This is a genomic window from Deltaproteobacteria bacterium (assembly GCA_016875225.1).
Lineage (GTDB): Bacteria > Myxococcota_A > UBA9160 > SZUA-336 > SZUA-336 > VGRW01.
Genome location: VGRW01000091.1, coordinates 1 through 12,900, shown reverse-complemented (window position 1 = coordinate 12,900; position 12,900 = coordinate 1). Strand labels below are relative to the sequence as shown.

General features: G+C 67.4%; 14 protein-coding genes. 12 read left to right on the top strand and 2 right to left on the bottom strand.

The window, feature by feature from the left end:
* The 12 genes from FJ108_16000 to FJ108_15945 all read left to right on the top strand — a co-directional run.
* Positions 1-1,811: bifunctional (p)ppGpp synthetase/guanosine-3',5'-bis(diphosphate) 3'-pyrophosphohydrolase (locus FJ108_16000; GenBank protein ID MBM4337388.1), on the top strand; the 1,811-nt coding region annotated here is incomplete at its 5' end.
* Positions 1,808-2,587 carry a glycosyltransferase family 2 protein gene (locus FJ108_15995; GenBank protein MBM4337387.1) on the top strand — a complete coding sequence of 260 codons (780 nt, stop codon included), beginning with the start codon at positions 1,808-1,810 and terminating at the stop codon, positions 2,585-2,587. The genes FJ108_16000 and FJ108_15995, both read left to right, overlap by 4 nt.
* Positions 2,584-3,726 (top strand): glycosyltransferase family 4 protein, encoded by a 1,143-nt coding sequence (locus FJ108_15990; protein MBM4337386.1) that lies wholly within the window; start codon positions 2,584-2,586, stop codon positions 3,724-3,726. The genes FJ108_15995 and FJ108_15990 overlap by 4 nt, the downstream gene beginning before the upstream one ends.
* A 157-nt stretch (positions 3,727-3,883) precedes the next feature.
* Positions 3,884-4,540: a c-type cytochrome gene (locus FJ108_15985; protein MBM4337385.1), complete on the top strand. Its 657-nt coding sequence runs from the start codon at positions 3,884-3,886 to the stop codon at positions 4,538-4,540.
* A gap of 123 nt (positions 4,541-4,663) precedes the next feature.
* Complete coding sequence (locus FJ108_15980; GenBank protein MBM4337384.1) at positions 4,664-5,347, top strand: cytochrome c oxidase subunit II; 684 nt, start codon at positions 4,664-4,666, stop codon at positions 5,345-5,347.
* Positions 5,348-5,430: 83 nt separating this feature from the next.
* Positions 5,431-7,020, top strand: coding sequence for a cytochrome c oxidase subunit I (locus FJ108_15975; protein MBM4337383.1), 1,590 nt, complete (start codon positions 5,431-5,433; stop codon positions 7,018-7,020).
* A gap of 64 nt (positions 7,021-7,084) precedes the next feature.
* Complete coding sequence (locus tag FJ108_15970) at positions 7,085-7,618, top strand: cytochrome oxidase subunit III (GenBank protein MBM4337382.1); 534 nt, start codon at positions 7,085-7,087, stop codon at positions 7,616-7,618.
* Between the two features lie 10 nt (positions 7,619-7,628).
* On the top strand, positions 7,629-8,012 hold the full coding sequence (locus FJ108_15965; GenBank protein MBM4337381.1) for a caa(3)-type oxidase subunit IV: 384 nt from the start codon (positions 7,629-7,631) through the stop codon (positions 8,010-8,012).
* Positions 8,013-8,099: 87 nt separating this feature from the next.
* Positions 8,100-8,621: a hypothetical protein gene (locus FJ108_15960; GenBank protein ID MBM4337380.1), complete on the top strand. Its 522-nt coding sequence runs from the start codon at positions 8,100-8,102 to the stop codon at positions 8,619-8,621.
* Complete coding sequence (locus tag FJ108_15955) at positions 8,618-8,845, top strand: efflux RND transporter permease subunit (protein MBM4337379.1); 228 nt, start codon at positions 8,618-8,620, stop codon at positions 8,843-8,845. Before FJ108_15960 ends, FJ108_15955 begins: the two co-directional genes overlap by 4 nt.
* Positions 8,842-9,678, top strand: coding sequence for a hypothetical protein (locus tag FJ108_15950; protein MBM4337378.1), 837 nt, complete (start codon positions 8,842-8,844; stop codon positions 9,676-9,678). Before FJ108_15955 ends, FJ108_15950 begins: the two co-directional genes overlap by 4 nt.
* A 3-nt stretch (positions 9,679-9,681) precedes the next feature.
* A complete protein-coding gene (locus FJ108_15945) occupies positions 9,682-10,416 on the top strand; it encodes an SURF1 family protein (GenBank protein MBM4337377.1) in 735 nt (244 codons plus the stop codon).
* 6 nt (positions 10,417-10,422) lie between these two features.
* Here FJ108_15945 and FJ108_15940 read toward each other — a convergent pair whose 3' ends face one another.
* Both FJ108_15940 and rpmB read right to left on the bottom strand, forming a co-directional pair.
* Positions 10,423-12,288 carry an ABC transporter ATP-binding protein gene (locus tag FJ108_15940; GenBank protein ID MBM4337376.1) on the bottom strand — a complete coding sequence of 622 codons (1,866 nt, stop codon included), beginning with the start codon at positions 12,286-12,288 and terminating at the stop codon, positions 10,423-10,425.
* 6 nt (positions 12,289-12,294) lie between these two features.
* Positions 12,295-12,486 carry a 50S ribosomal protein L28 gene (rpmB, locus tag FJ108_15935; GenBank protein MBM4337375.1) on the bottom strand — a complete coding sequence of 64 codons (192 nt, stop codon included), beginning with the start codon at positions 12,484-12,486 and terminating at the stop codon, positions 12,295-12,297.
* Between the last annotated feature and the right edge of the window lie 414 nt (positions 12,487-12,900).

Sequence of the window (12,900 nt, the reverse complement as noted above, 5' to 3'; positions counted from 1 at the left end):
GCGAAGAGGCCCAGGCCGAGAACTTCCGGAAGATGCTGCTCGCGATGTCGAAGGACATCCGCATCATCCTGATCAAGCTCGCCGATCGCCTGCACAACATCCGCACGCTCGAGTACATGAAGGAGGCCTCGCGGCGCCGGATCGCGCAGGAGACGCTGGAGATCTACGCGCCGCTCGCGCACCGGCTCGGCATCTACTGGATGAAGGAGGAGCTCGAGGATCGCGCGTTCCGCGTGCTCAACCCCGAGCTCTGCGCACAGATCGAGGAGAAGATCGCCGGCACCAAGGAGGAGCGCGACCGCTACATCGAGGACGTGAAGAGCCGGCTGCATACGGAGCTCGCCAAGCGCGGTCTGCGCTGTGAGGTCACCGGCAGGCTGAAAGAGGTCTACAGCCTGTTCAAGAAGATGCGCGAGCAGAACCTCTCGATCGATCAGATCTACGATCTGATCGCGTTCCGCGTGATCGTCGATGGAACGCCGTCGACCTGCTACGAGGGCCTGGGGCTCGTGCACGGGCTGTGGAAGCCGGTACAGGGGCGGTTCAAGGACTACATCGCCATGCCCAAGCCCAACGGCTACCAGTCCATACACACGACGGTGATCGGCCCGTTCGGCGAGCGCATGGAGGTGCAGATCCGAACCCAGGAGATGCACCGCGTCGCGGAGCTCGGGATCGCGGCGCACTGGAAGTACAAGGGCGCCGGCTCGACCAGCGCGGGCGACGAGCAGCAGTTCGCCTGGCTGCGCCAGCTTCTGGAATGGCAGCAGCAGCTGAAAGACCCCAACGAGTTCCTCGAGACGGTCCGCATCGACCTGTTCTCCGACGAGGTCTACGTCTTCACGCCGCAGGGAGACGTCCAGGCGCTCCCCGCGGGCGCGACGCCGATCGACTTCGCCTATGCCGTGCACTCCGAGGTCGGCAATCGCTGCCAGGGCGCGAAGGTCAACGGCCAGCTCGTCGCGCTGCGCCACAAGCTCGCGAACGGCGACACCGTCGAGATCATCACGTCGCCGCACCAGCGGCCGCGCCAGGAGTGGCTCGACTTCGTCGTCACCGGGCGCGCGCGAAGCCGGATCCGGCACGTGCTGAAGGCGGAGCAGGTCGAGCCCCCGCGCGACCTCGGTCGCGACCTGCTCCAGCGCGAGCTGCACAAGCGCGGCCTGGCCTTCGAAAAGCTGGTGAAGGCCGGCGAGCTCAAGACCGCTGCGCGCGGGCTCGGCGTGCGAGACCTCGACGGGCTGCTCCAGGCGATCGCCTACGGGAAGCTCGACGCCCGCGCGGTCGCGCGCCAGCTCTCGGGCGCGCCAGAGGACGAGCCGGAGCCGAAGCCGTCGCTCCTGCGCCGCGTGCTCTCGGTCGGGCGCAGCACCGGAAACGTGCGGGTCTCCGGGATGGAGAACGTGCTGGTGCGCTTCGCGAAGTGCTGCGCGCCGGTTCCGGGCGATTCCGTCGAGGGCTTCATCACGCGCGGCCGGGGAGTCACGGTCCACGCCGCCGACTGCACCAAGATCTTCCATCTCGATCCCGAGCGGCGCGTGCCGGTCACCTGGGAGAGCGCGCCGGGAGAGATGCGCCTGGTGAAGGTGCGGATCGTCTCCGAAGATCGCCCCGGCCTGCTCGCCGCGGTCTCGAACAAGATCTCCGCCGAGGGCGTGAACATCGGCAGCGCGCAGATCAGCACCAGCGACGACCGCCGCGCGATCCAGCTCTTCGAGCTCTCGGTCCGCGATCGCAAGCACCTCGAGGGCGTGCTGCGTCAGATCTCGAAGATCCGCGGCGTGCTCACGGTCGAGAGGGTGCGCGGATGAGCGACGCCGACGCGAAGCTGCCGCCGATCTCGGCAACGGTGATCTGCCTGAACGAGGCCGACCGGATCGAGCGCTGTCTCGAATCGCTCTCGTTCTGCGACGAGATCGTGGTCGTGGACTCGGGCTCTGGCGACGGCACGCGGGAGATCGCGCGGAAGTACACCGACAAAGTGATCGAGCAGCCGTTCCTCGGCTACGTGAAGCAGAAGAACTTCGCGCTCGACCGGGCCAGCCACGATTGGGTGGTCTGCATCGACGCCGACGAGGCGATCTCGCCGGAGCTCGCGGCGAGCATCCGCAGCGCGTTGGCCCGCGACGATGGCAGCGTCGGCGGCTACGCGCTCGATCGGGTGACCTGGTACCTCGGTCTGTGGCACGACCGCGGCGAGTGGTACCCGGATTGGCAGCTGCGCGTCTTCCGCCGCTCGCGCGGCCGCTGGGGCGGTCTCGATCCGCACGACCGCGTCGAGGTCGACGGGCCGGTCCAGAGGCTCTCGGGCCGGCTTCTGCACTGGAACTACCGGAATCTCTCCGACCACATCCGCACGATGGACAGCTTCAGCTCGCGTATGGCGCGCTCGCTCGCCGAGTCCGGCAAGCGCTTCCGCCTGCGCGATCTGCTGCTGCGGCCGCCGGCTCGCTTCCTCAAGAGCTATCTGCTGCGGCAGGGCTTCCGCCGCGGCATTCCGGGCTTCATCGTCTCGATCGCCGGCGCGTACTACGTGTTCATGAAGTACGCGAAGCTCTGGGAGCGGGAGCGGTTCCCGAAGTCATGAGGATCCTCCAGCTCACCAGCGACTGGAAGTGGACCGGTCCGGCCGAGCCGCTCGTCCACGCCGTCGTCGGCCTGCGCGCGCGTGGACACGTGGTCGATGCCGCCTTTCCCGAACCGCCCGCGGGGCACGCGGGAGCGCTGCTGGAGCGGGCCGGCGAGCGCGGGGTCGAGCCCGCTCACGTTCTGGTCCGACAGCAGGGATTCGTTCCGCTTCGCGACGGAGCGGAGGTGCGGCGGCTGCGGGCGTTCCTGCGCGCGCGAGATCACGAGATCGTGCACGCGCAGCACGCGCGCGGGCACCTTCTGGCGCGGCTCGCCGCGAGAGGAACTCGCGCACGCGTCGTCTCGAGCTGGAGTCACGGCGATCCGCTTCCTAGCGGGTTCTGGAATCGCTGGCTCTACGGGCCGCGCGGTTGCGACGGCCTGACCGTGCTCTCCGAGCGCCTGGCGGAGTCGGCGCGGGCGCGCCTCGGAGGTCCGCGCGAGCGCGTGGGCGTCGTTCCCGGCGTCGTCGATGCGAGTCGCTTCGCCCCTCGCGCTGCGCCGGAGTCGCTGCGCCGCGAGCTCGGTCTCGGACCGGATCAGCGCGTGATCGGCGTCGTGGCCAGGCTTCAGCCGCACCGTCAGGTCGAGCTGATCCTGAATGCCCTCGCGCGGGCGCTAGGGCAGGCGCCCGGCCTCAGGCTTCTCGTGGTGGGACGCGGCACACGCGCGCGCGAGGTGCTCGAGGAGCCGGTCGCGAAGCTCGGTCTCGGGTCCGCGGTGGTCCGGGCCGGGTACCGCAGCGACGACTACCTGGACACGCTGGCGCTGATGGACGCGCTGGTCTTCCTCGTGCCGGGATCGGACGGCTCCTGTCGCGCCGTGCTCGAGACCATGTCCATGGAGATTCCGACGATCGCGAGTCGGCGCGGGATCCTGGCCGAGACGGTTTCGAACGGCGAGACGGGAGCGCTCTGCGACGAGACGCCGGAGTCGCTCGCGGCCGCGTACTGCGATCTCTGGCGCGATCCGGCGCGCTGGCAGGCGCGCGGAAAGGCGGCGAGAAGGCGTATCCTCGAGCACCACACGATCGCTCTACAGGCGGAGCGCCTGGAGCGGCACTACCGGCTCGTGATCGAGACCGGTGGGGAGCGCTGAAGCAAAATCTTTTTTCATCCGCCAGTGCCATGGTCATACCGCTCGCGCGCTTGACCTACGTGGACGTACCGGGTACACAGCGGCTGCGATTCCCTCGGGTGCCGGGCATCGCGGGCGCAGGGGGAGAGACCGTGGGGGAACCGGGGGGGAGGGTAGGATGATGCGCCGGCCGGGCCTCGTGATCCTGGCGATCGTCGGGACGCTTCTTTCGGCCTCCGCGAATGCGCAGGACGCCGAGCGCGGGCGCGAGCTGTATTCGCTCTGCGCGCGCTGTCACGGCGCGGAGGGTGCCGGAAACGCGCTCTACCTCGCGCCCTCGATCGCCGGTCAGGGCCGCTGGTATCTCGAGAAGCAGCTGCACAACTTCAAGGACGGCGTGCGCGCCAGGCACTTCGACGACATCGGCGGAATGCGAATGCGGCCGATGGCGAAGTGGCTCAAGACCGACGCCGACGTCTCGTCGGTGGCCATCTACGTCGCGTCGCTTCCGCTGGTCCGTCCCGAACCGATCCTGGTCGGGGGCGATCCGGCGCGCGGCGCCGCTCTGTACGCGACCTGCGCGGGCTGTCATGGACAGAACGGCGACGGGGTCGAGGCGGTCGGCGGGCCGTCGCTGAGTCATATGAGCGACTGGTACCAACTCACGCAGATCCGGAATTACCAGCAGGGCATCCGCGGTAGCGATGCCCGCGACGTCGGGGGCGCGGCGATGCGGGGAATGTCGATGCTTCTGGCCGACGAGCAGGCGATCAAGGACGTGCTCGCGCACATCGCGACGCTGCCCGGACCGGCCCCGAGCGGAGGAGCGGAGTAGCCATGGGAAAGGCCTATCCACCGGACGTCATGGCGAAGCGGCTCTTCGTGCAAACCGGAATCGGAATCATCGTCTGGGTCGCGGCGGCCTTCATCTTCGTGATCCTGAGGCAATGAGGCGAGCATGATCGAGAAATGGGTTCCCGCGATCTCGAGCTACGCTGCGAACGTCGATTTCATCTTCGACCTGATCTTCTACATCGTGATCGTGTTCTGGTTCGTGCTGGTGCAGGCTGTCTTCCTCTGGCTGGTCGTGCGCTACCGGAAGCGCGACGGGGTGCGCGCGCAGTACATCAGCGGCGAGCTCGCCCACGAGAAGAAGTGGATCAGCTACCCGCACTACCTGGTGCTGCTCTGCGACGTGGTGATCCTCGTGGCCGCGATCCGGGTCTGGTACATCGTCAAGCAGGACATGCCGCCCACCGACGAGACAGTGCGGATCGTCGCGCAGCAGTGGGCCTGGAGCTTCGTGCACGCGGGCGCGGACGGGCGACTCGACACGCCGGACGACATCCGCACCGTCGATGACTTGCATCTGCAGGTCGGCAAGACCTACGAGTTCAAGCTCGAGTCGCGCGACGTGATCCACAGCTTCTCGGTGCCGGTCTTTCGGCTGAAGCAGGACGCGATTCCGGGCCGCGTGGTGACCGGCTGGTTCAAGCCGATCGCGACCGGCGAGCACGACATCCAGTGCGCCGAGATCTGCGGCTTCGGTCACGGCCTGATGCCCGGCCGCATCGTGATCGAGACACCCGAGGCTCACGTCGCCTGGATCGCATCTCACGGCCCGTCGGGCGCAGGAGAGTAACGGTGGCCGTCCATCACGCGCCGGAGTCCTGGGTCCGGAAGTACCTGCTCTCGACCGATCACAAGATCATCTGCTTCCAGTACATGTTCACCGGAATGGCGCTCGCCATCGTGGGCGGCTTCTTCTCGTACGTGTTCCGCATGCAGATGGCATTTCCCGGCATGAACGTGCCCGGCTGGGGCCTCGTCACGCCCGCCGACTACAACATGCTCGTCACCAACCACGGCGCGATCATGATCTTCTGGGTGGCGATGCCGGTGCTGATCGCGGCGTTCGGGAACTACCTGATCCCGCTGATGATCGGCGCCGACGACATGGTCTTCCCGAAGATCAACCGGCTCTCGTATCAGATCTTCCTGTTGTCGGCGGTCGTGCTCTTCGTCTCGTTCTTCGTCGACGGTGGCGGCTCCGCCGGCGCCTGGACGATGTACCCGCCGCTGATGTCGAAGGACGAATACAGCCTGACGGGGACCGGGTCGAGCGTGTTCCTGGTCGCGATCGCGCTCGAATTCGTTGCGTTCCTGCTCGGCGGCATCAACTTCGTCACGACGGCCATGAACGCTCGGGCGCCCGGCATGCGCTACCAGGACATCCCGATCGTGGTCTGGATGATCGTGATCGCGACCGTCGTGTTCATGGCGTCGGTCGGCCCGCTGGTCGCGGGCGCGATCATGATGCTCTTCGACCAGCAGCTCGGCACCGCGTTCTTCGATCCCAACCGCGGCGGCGACCCGATCCTCTGGCAGCACCTGTTCTGGTTCTTCGGGCACCCCGAAGTCTACGTCGTGCTTCTGCCCGCAACCGGAATCACGGCCGAGATCATCACGGTCTTCTCGCGCAAGAAGCTGTTTGCCTACATGACGGTCGTGAACACGGCGATCGCGACGGGAATCCTCTCGTTCCTGGTCTGGGCCCACCACCAGTTCGTGGCGGGGATCGATCCGCGGATGGCGAACATCTTCACGGTGACCACGCTGATCATCTCGATCCCCGTCGCGGAGATGATGTTCGTCTACATCGCCACGCTCTACGGCGGATCGATCACGCTCGCCACACCCATGCTCTGGGCGCTGGGCTTCATCTTCACGTTCCTGATCGGAGGCGTGACGGGGATCTTCCTCGGCGCGAGCGGCGCGGACATCTACCTGCACGACACCTACTTCGTGCTCGCGCACTTCCACTACACGTTCTTCCCGATCGCCATCATCGGGGCATTCGCCGGGATCACCTTCTGGTTCCCGAAGATGTTTGGAAGGCACATGAACGAGACGCTCGGGAAGATCCACTTCTGGGGCACGTTCTTCGGCTTCAATGAACTCTTCATCCCGCTCTTCATCACGGGTGTCCTCGGCGATCACCGGCGCATCTTCGACTACTCGAACTTCCCCGAGCTCACGACGCCGATGATGGACGGCATGCGGCAGTTCGCGACGATCTCGCTGATCGTCATGCTCGGATTCCAGCTCGTCTTCCTCTACAACTTCCTGACGAGTCTGGTCTGGGGGCGGAAGGCCGAGAAGAATCCGTGGCTCGCCAACACCTTGGAGTGGACGACGGACTCGCCGCCGCCGCACGGGAACTGGCCGGAGCTCCCGACGGTGTACCGCGGCCCGTACGAGTACAGCGTTCCCGATCGCAAAGACGACTTCTGGCCGCAGAACGTGCCGAGCTAGGGGCGGGGAGGGGACATTGACTACTGCAAGCCGACCGATCGCGACGGGTCGCAGCAGCGCCGGGATGCCGACGGGCCGTCTGGCAGTGTGGTGGATCATCGCGTCGGAGATCGTGATCTTCGGTGGCCTGCTCGCCTCGTACGTCATGTACCGGCTGGCGCACGACGCGTTCGCGGAGCAGGCTGCGCACACCAACACGTGGATCGGCGCGTTCAACACGTTCGTGCTCCTGACCTCGAGCCTGTCGGCGGTGCTCGCGCATCAGGCGGCGGACGCGGGCGACGGCCCGAAGGCCGCACGTCTGCTGCAGTACACCATGGGCGGCGGGCTGATCTTCATCACCGTGAAGGCGTTCGAGTGGACCAGTGAGATCCAGCACGGCTTCACGATCGCGTCGAACACGTTCTGGTCGTTCTACTACACCGCGGCGGGCATCCACGCGGCGCACGTGATCGCGGGCGTGGTCATCATGGGCTTCGTCGCGAACACCGCGCGTCGCAATCTCGAGCTGCAGAGGGTCGAGCTGATCGGACTGTATTGGCACTTCGTCGACATCGTCTGGATCTTCCTTTTCCCGCTGCTCTACATCGCGAAGTAGGAGCACTTCGATGGCCGGTCACGCATCGCACGCCGAGCACACGCATCATCCGAACTACGTGAGGATCTGGGCGATCCTGCTCGCGCTGCTGGTCGTGAGCGTGGCCGGGCCGATGCTCGGGATCAAGGTCGTCACTCTGATCACGGCCTTCGGGATCGCGATCGTGAAGGCGTACCTGGTGGTCAAGAACTTCATGCACATCGATGTCGCGCCGAAGCTGGTGACCTACATGGTCCTGACCATGGTGCTCTTCATGCTGCTCCTGTTCGCGGGCACCGCCGCCGACGTGATGGAGTCGCACGGCCACCACTGGAGCAAGCCGGACTGGGTTGCGGGCACCGCCGGTTCATCGGCCCCAGCCGACGCCGGGCACGGCTCCGAGGAAGCCCACTAGGAGTACTGCTCTTTGGCCGCGCCCATCCCCCTGAGCCGGAGCGAACCTCCACGACCGACGACCCGGGTCCAGCTGCTGCCGAGCTCGGTGCTGGCAGTCTCGATCTTCGTGCTCACCGAGATCATGTTCTTCGCGGGCTTCATCTCGGCGTTCGCGATCATGCGCGGGTCCGCGGTGATCTGGCCGCCGCTGGACCAGCCGCGCCTCCCGGCCAGCGAGACCGCGTTCAACTCCGTGTTGCTCTTCGCCAGCGGCGCGCTGCTGTTCCTGGCCGGTCGCCGGCACGCGGCGCGCGCCAGGCAGTCGCAGCGCCTCTTGCTCGGAGCGCTCGCACTCGGCGCGGGCTTCGTGCTGCTGCAGGGACGCGAGTGGGCGCAGCTCCTCGCGCAGGGACTCACGCTCCGCTCGAGCGCGCTGGGCAGCTTCTTCTATCTGATCGTCGGAATGCACGCTCTGCACGCGGTCGTCGCGCTCGGAGTCCTGGGCTGGGTCTGGCTGCGGATGCGTCGCGGCGATCTCTCGCGGCCGACGCTGGCCGCGGCCGAGATCTTCTGGTACTTCGTCGTGGGTGTCTGGCCGGTCCTGTACTGGAGGGTCTACCTGGCATGAGGAGCCGGATCGAGGCGGCGCTGTTCGCTTTCGCACTCGCGTGGCCGGTGCCGCTATCGGCTGCCGCTTGTCCGCTCTGCATAGCGGCGCAGGACGAGGGCGTGCAGATCGCGTACCTCGGCGCCACTGCCTTCATGATCGCCCTTCCGCTCGGGCTCGTCGGTGGATTCGCACTCTGGCTGCGCAGACGCGCGCGGCAGCTCGCAGACGCCGAGGGGCATTGACCCATCGCGCGCTTCTCGCCTGCGCGCTGCTCGCCCTGCTTCAGGGCTGCTCGGGGAGCCGCGTCTACGCGGGACACGGCGTCGTGCACGAGGTGGACGTGGTGAATGGCCAGGCCGTGATCGAGCACGACGAGATCCCAGGCCTGATGTCGGCGATGACGATGCGATTCGACGTTCCCGATCCAGCGGTGCTCGCGAAGCTCTCGCCGGGACAGCACATCGAGTTTGATCTCGAGGTCACGGAGCAGAGCTATCGGATCGTCGCGGTCCGGAGCGCGGGCTCGCGAAGCGGTGCCTCGAGAGCGCCGTCACTGGCCTCGATGCGGCGCGAGCGCGACCCGGCGCCGGGATTCTCGCTGATCGACCACGAGGGCAAGCGCGTCTCGCTCGGCGATCTCGCTGGTGAGAACCTGTTGGTCGATTTCATCTTCACGCGCTGCGGCGGACCTTGCCCGATCCTGACGTCTCGTCACGTCGAGCTGCAGCGACTCCTGTCGCCGGGAATTCGCGAACGAGTCCACTTCGTCTCGATCTCGCTCGACCCCGCAAACGACTCCCCGGAGGCGCTCACAGCCTACGCGCGCGCGCGCGGCGCGGATCTGTCCGGCTGGTCGTTCCTGACCGGACCGGAGGCAGAGGTCTCGGAGGTCGTCCGGAGCTGGGGCGTCGGCACGCTCCGCGCTCCCGACGGGAACATCGATCACGCGATCGCCACCTTCCTCGTCGACGCGCGCGGACGGATCGCCAGGCGCTGGTTGGGTCTGGAGCAGACCGCGGCGCAGATGCGCGACGAGATCGCCGCGCTCGCCGATGCGACTCCCGCGGGGACCTGAGCGATGACCGGCTTTCGCCCCGCGCGCGGTCTCACGATCCTCACGATGGTCTGCGTGCTCGCGTTCTGCTCGCTCGGCACCTGGCAGGTTCGCCGGCATCTCTGGCGCACGGCCGACCTCGCCGAGAAGAGCGCGCGGATCGCGCTCCCGGCGGTCGAGCTCGCCGAGGCGGAAGCGAATCCGGACGATTTCGCGTTCCGGCGCACCGAGGTCCGCGGCCGCTTCGAACTCGCCGACACCATTCTGGTCGGACCCGTCGAACGCGGGCACGCGCTCGGCGCGCGCGTGTTCACGCCGCTGCGTAGAGAGGGCGCGGCGGCCGACGCTCCGCGGCTCTTGGTCGACCGCGGCTGGATTCCGCAGGCGGAGACGCCGCGCTTCATGCCGCCGCCGAGCGGCGAGAGCGAGGTCGTGACCGTCCGGGGGCTATTGCTGCCACTGGCGCTTCGCGAGGCCGTGCCCGGGTCGCGCGAGCCGCGTCGGACCTACTTTCCGCGCTTCAGCCCGGATCGTCCGAGCCTGGTCGCGAAGCTGAACTCCCAGATCCCGTACGCTCTCGTCGGAGCGATGGTGCAGTCGGTGGAGAACGAGTCGGGAGGCTTTCCGATCGGAGAGATGGCTCGCCCGGTGAGTCCGGTCGATCACCGCGGCTACGCGATCACCTGGTTCAGCGTCGGCGCGCTCTCGCTCGCGGCCTGGGTCGAGTACGGGCGCCGACGCGCCCGCGAGCTCGCCTGACGCGAGTCACTGACTCGGGTTCCCACCCTCGCTGAACTGGAGCTTCACCAGCTCCTGGTAGAGCCCGCTTCGCGCGGCGAGCTCCTCGTGAGTTCCGGTCGTGCTGATCCGGCCGTTCTCCAGCACCGCGATCCTGTCGGCCGACTGCACCGTCGCCAGACGGTGGGCGATCACGATCACCGTGCGGCCCTTCATCAGGTTCCCGATCGCCTCCTGGACGACCTGTTCGGACTTCGCGTCGAGCGCGGAGGTCGGCTCGTCGAGGATCAGGATCTGCGGGTCGCGCACGATCGCGCGCGCGATCGTGATGCGCTGCCGCTGCCCGCCGGAGAGCTGTCCGCCGAGCTCGCCCACCGTGGTCTCGTAGCCCTGCGGAAGGTTTTCCACGAAGTCGTGCGCGTTGGCGGCCCGCGCCGCCTCGACGACCTCCGCCAGGCTCGCCTCGGGTCGCCCGTAGCGGATGTTCTCGAGGATGGTCGTGTCGAACAGGAACGGCTCCTGCGTCACCACCGCGCACATCTCACGCAGCGACGAGCGCGTGATCCTCCTGGCGTCGACGCCGTCGAACTCGATGCTCCCGGACTCGGGATCGTAGAAGCGCAGCACCAGGTCGGCGATCGTGGTCTTTCCCGCTCCGGTGGGGCCGACCAGCGCGAGTGTCTGACCGGCCGGAATCTCGAGGTCCAAGCCGCGCAGCACTTCTTCGCGCCCGTAGTGGAACACGACCCTGCGGAACACGATACCGCGCGTCAGGCGCGAGATGGCCTCGGCGCCCGATTCGTCAGCGAGCTCCTCGTCCGCGTCGAGCAGTTCGAAGATGCGCTCCGCGGACGGCAACGCGTCGTGGATCCCATTCCAGATCTGGGCCAGCGCCTTCAGCGGCCGGTACAGACTTCCCGAGACGAACGAGAACGCCATCAGGGTGCCCAGCGTGAGTCCCCAGAAGTCGCCGATCACCGCCCAGACGCCCAGCAGCACGACGGCGATCATCACCCCTTGAGAGAAGAACTCGACGAACGCTCGCGAGTACACGCGGTTGCGGATCACGGCCACCGCGCGCCGGAAGTACTTCATCACCTCGGTTCTGAACGCGTCGCTCTCGAGCTTCTCCGCTCCGAAGGCTTTGATCACCTTGATCCCCGACAGGATCTGCACGAAGCGCCGCATGACCTCCGAGACCTGCTCCTGCCTGCGCCGGCCCGCCTTGCGGATGCGGGTGCCGAAGACGGAGAGGACGATCGCGATCGGCGGTCCGATCACGAGCAGGGCCAGGGTCAGCTGCCACGACAGGATCGCCGAGGCCGTGAGCGCGGCGACCACCACCCCCAGATCCTCGAGGAAGTCGCCGTAGATCATCGCCTGCAGCCGGTTGGCGATGGCGGCGTCGCTCGTGAGTCGCGTGATCGCCTCGCCGCGCGGATCCCGCTGGTGGCGGGTAAGCGGCAGCCGCAACAGCTTGGACACGATCTCGTGCTGCATGTCGACCAGCACCCGCGTCATCACCCACTCGGAGGTGAAGTCGCGAATCAGCCGCACTACCGGCATGACCAGGATCAGCAGCACGGCGGCCAGAACCGAGCGCTTCAGGTTCTTGCGCACCCTGTCCTTCAGATCGCGGCGCTCCTCACGGAGCTTCTTGCGGTCGCTGTCGTCCGGTCTGGCCTTGTCGAGCAGATCCTCGAGCGAGTGGACGCGCACGTCCTCGAGCGCGACGTCGTCGACCACGCCCTTCATGATGAACGCGCGACCGGTCAGACCGCCGCCATAGAGCAGCGAGAAGACGATCACGATCGCGACCAGCCACGCGTACGGACGCGCGTAGCCGAGCAGCCGCAGGATCAAGTTCGGTTTGCGCTCGGCCGGCTCGGGCACGTGCCCTCAGGCGACCTTGGTGACCTTCCCCGAGCGGATGCACTGAGTGCAGACGCGCAGCTTCCGCACCCGGCCGGAGACGTTCGCGCGCACGCGCTTCAGATTGGGCAGGAAGCGCCGGCGCGACTTGTTGTTCGCGTGGCTCACGGTGTTGCCGGTCGAGGGTCGCTTGCCGCAGAGATCGCAGGAAAATGCCATGGTTCGGTCCTCGTTAGCGCCGGGGGGCTTGTACCAAATGCCCCCGCGTCTGTCATGCCGATCCTCGTCGGGCTCCGAGCCTTTCCGCGAGCCGCAGGGCGGCCCGCCGCGCCAGGAGGAGCTCTCCCTCGAAGCCCAGCCCGGGCGCGAGCTCCGCGCCCACCGAAACGACCGGTGGCTTTCCGCGCAGATTTCCACCACTGCGCGGCGTCAGGAAGCGGTGGTCGGCGGCGTCGCGGTCCCAGCGCGGCCCGGAGCCCAGGTCGACCGCGCTGATGCCCCCGCCCGGAAACGGACTGAGGTCTCCGAGCGGCAGCTCCGCCGGCAGCCGGGCCGCGCCCGGACCGCCGATCAGGACCCATTCGACCCCGTTCTGGATCGGGTCCGGGTAGCGAGGGAGCCAGTGCAGGGGGG

Coding starts and splice junctions, on each gene's coding strand:
- FJ108_15995 (MBM4337387.1), top strand. CDS start 1,808: ATGAGCGACGCCGACGCGAAGCTGCCGCCGATCTCGGCAACGGTGATC.
- FJ108_15990 (MBM4337386.1), top strand. CDS start 2,584: ATGAGGATCCTCCAGCTCACCAGCGACTGGAAGTGGACCGGTCCGGCC.
- FJ108_15985 (MBM4337385.1), top strand. CDS start 3,884: ATGATGCGCCGGCCGGGCCTCGTGATCCTGGCGATCGTCGGGACGCTT.
- FJ108_15980 (MBM4337384.1), top strand. CDS start 4,664: ATGATCGAGAAATGGGTTCCCGCGATCTCGAGCTACGCTGCGAACGTC.
- FJ108_15975 (MBM4337383.1), top strand. CDS start 5,431: ATGTTCACCGGAATGGCGCTCGCCATCGTGGGCGGCTTCTTCTCGTAC.
- FJ108_15970 (MBM4337382.1), top strand. CDS start 7,085: ATGCCGACGGGCCGTCTGGCAGTGTGGTGGATCATCGCGTCGGAGATC.
- FJ108_15965 (MBM4337381.1), top strand. CDS start 7,629: ATGGCCGGTCACGCATCGCACGCCGAGCACACGCATCATCCGAACTAC.
- FJ108_15955 (MBM4337379.1), top strand. CDS start 8,618: ATGAGGAGCCGGATCGAGGCGGCGCTGTTCGCTTTCGCACTCGCGTGG.
- FJ108_15945 (MBM4337377.1), top strand. CDS start 9,682: ATGACCGGCTTTCGCCCCGCGCGCGGTCTCACGATCCTCACGATGGTC.
- rpmB (MBM4337375.1), bottom strand. CDS start 12,486: ATGGCATTTTCCTGCGATCTCTGCGGCAAGCGACCCTCGACCGGCAAC.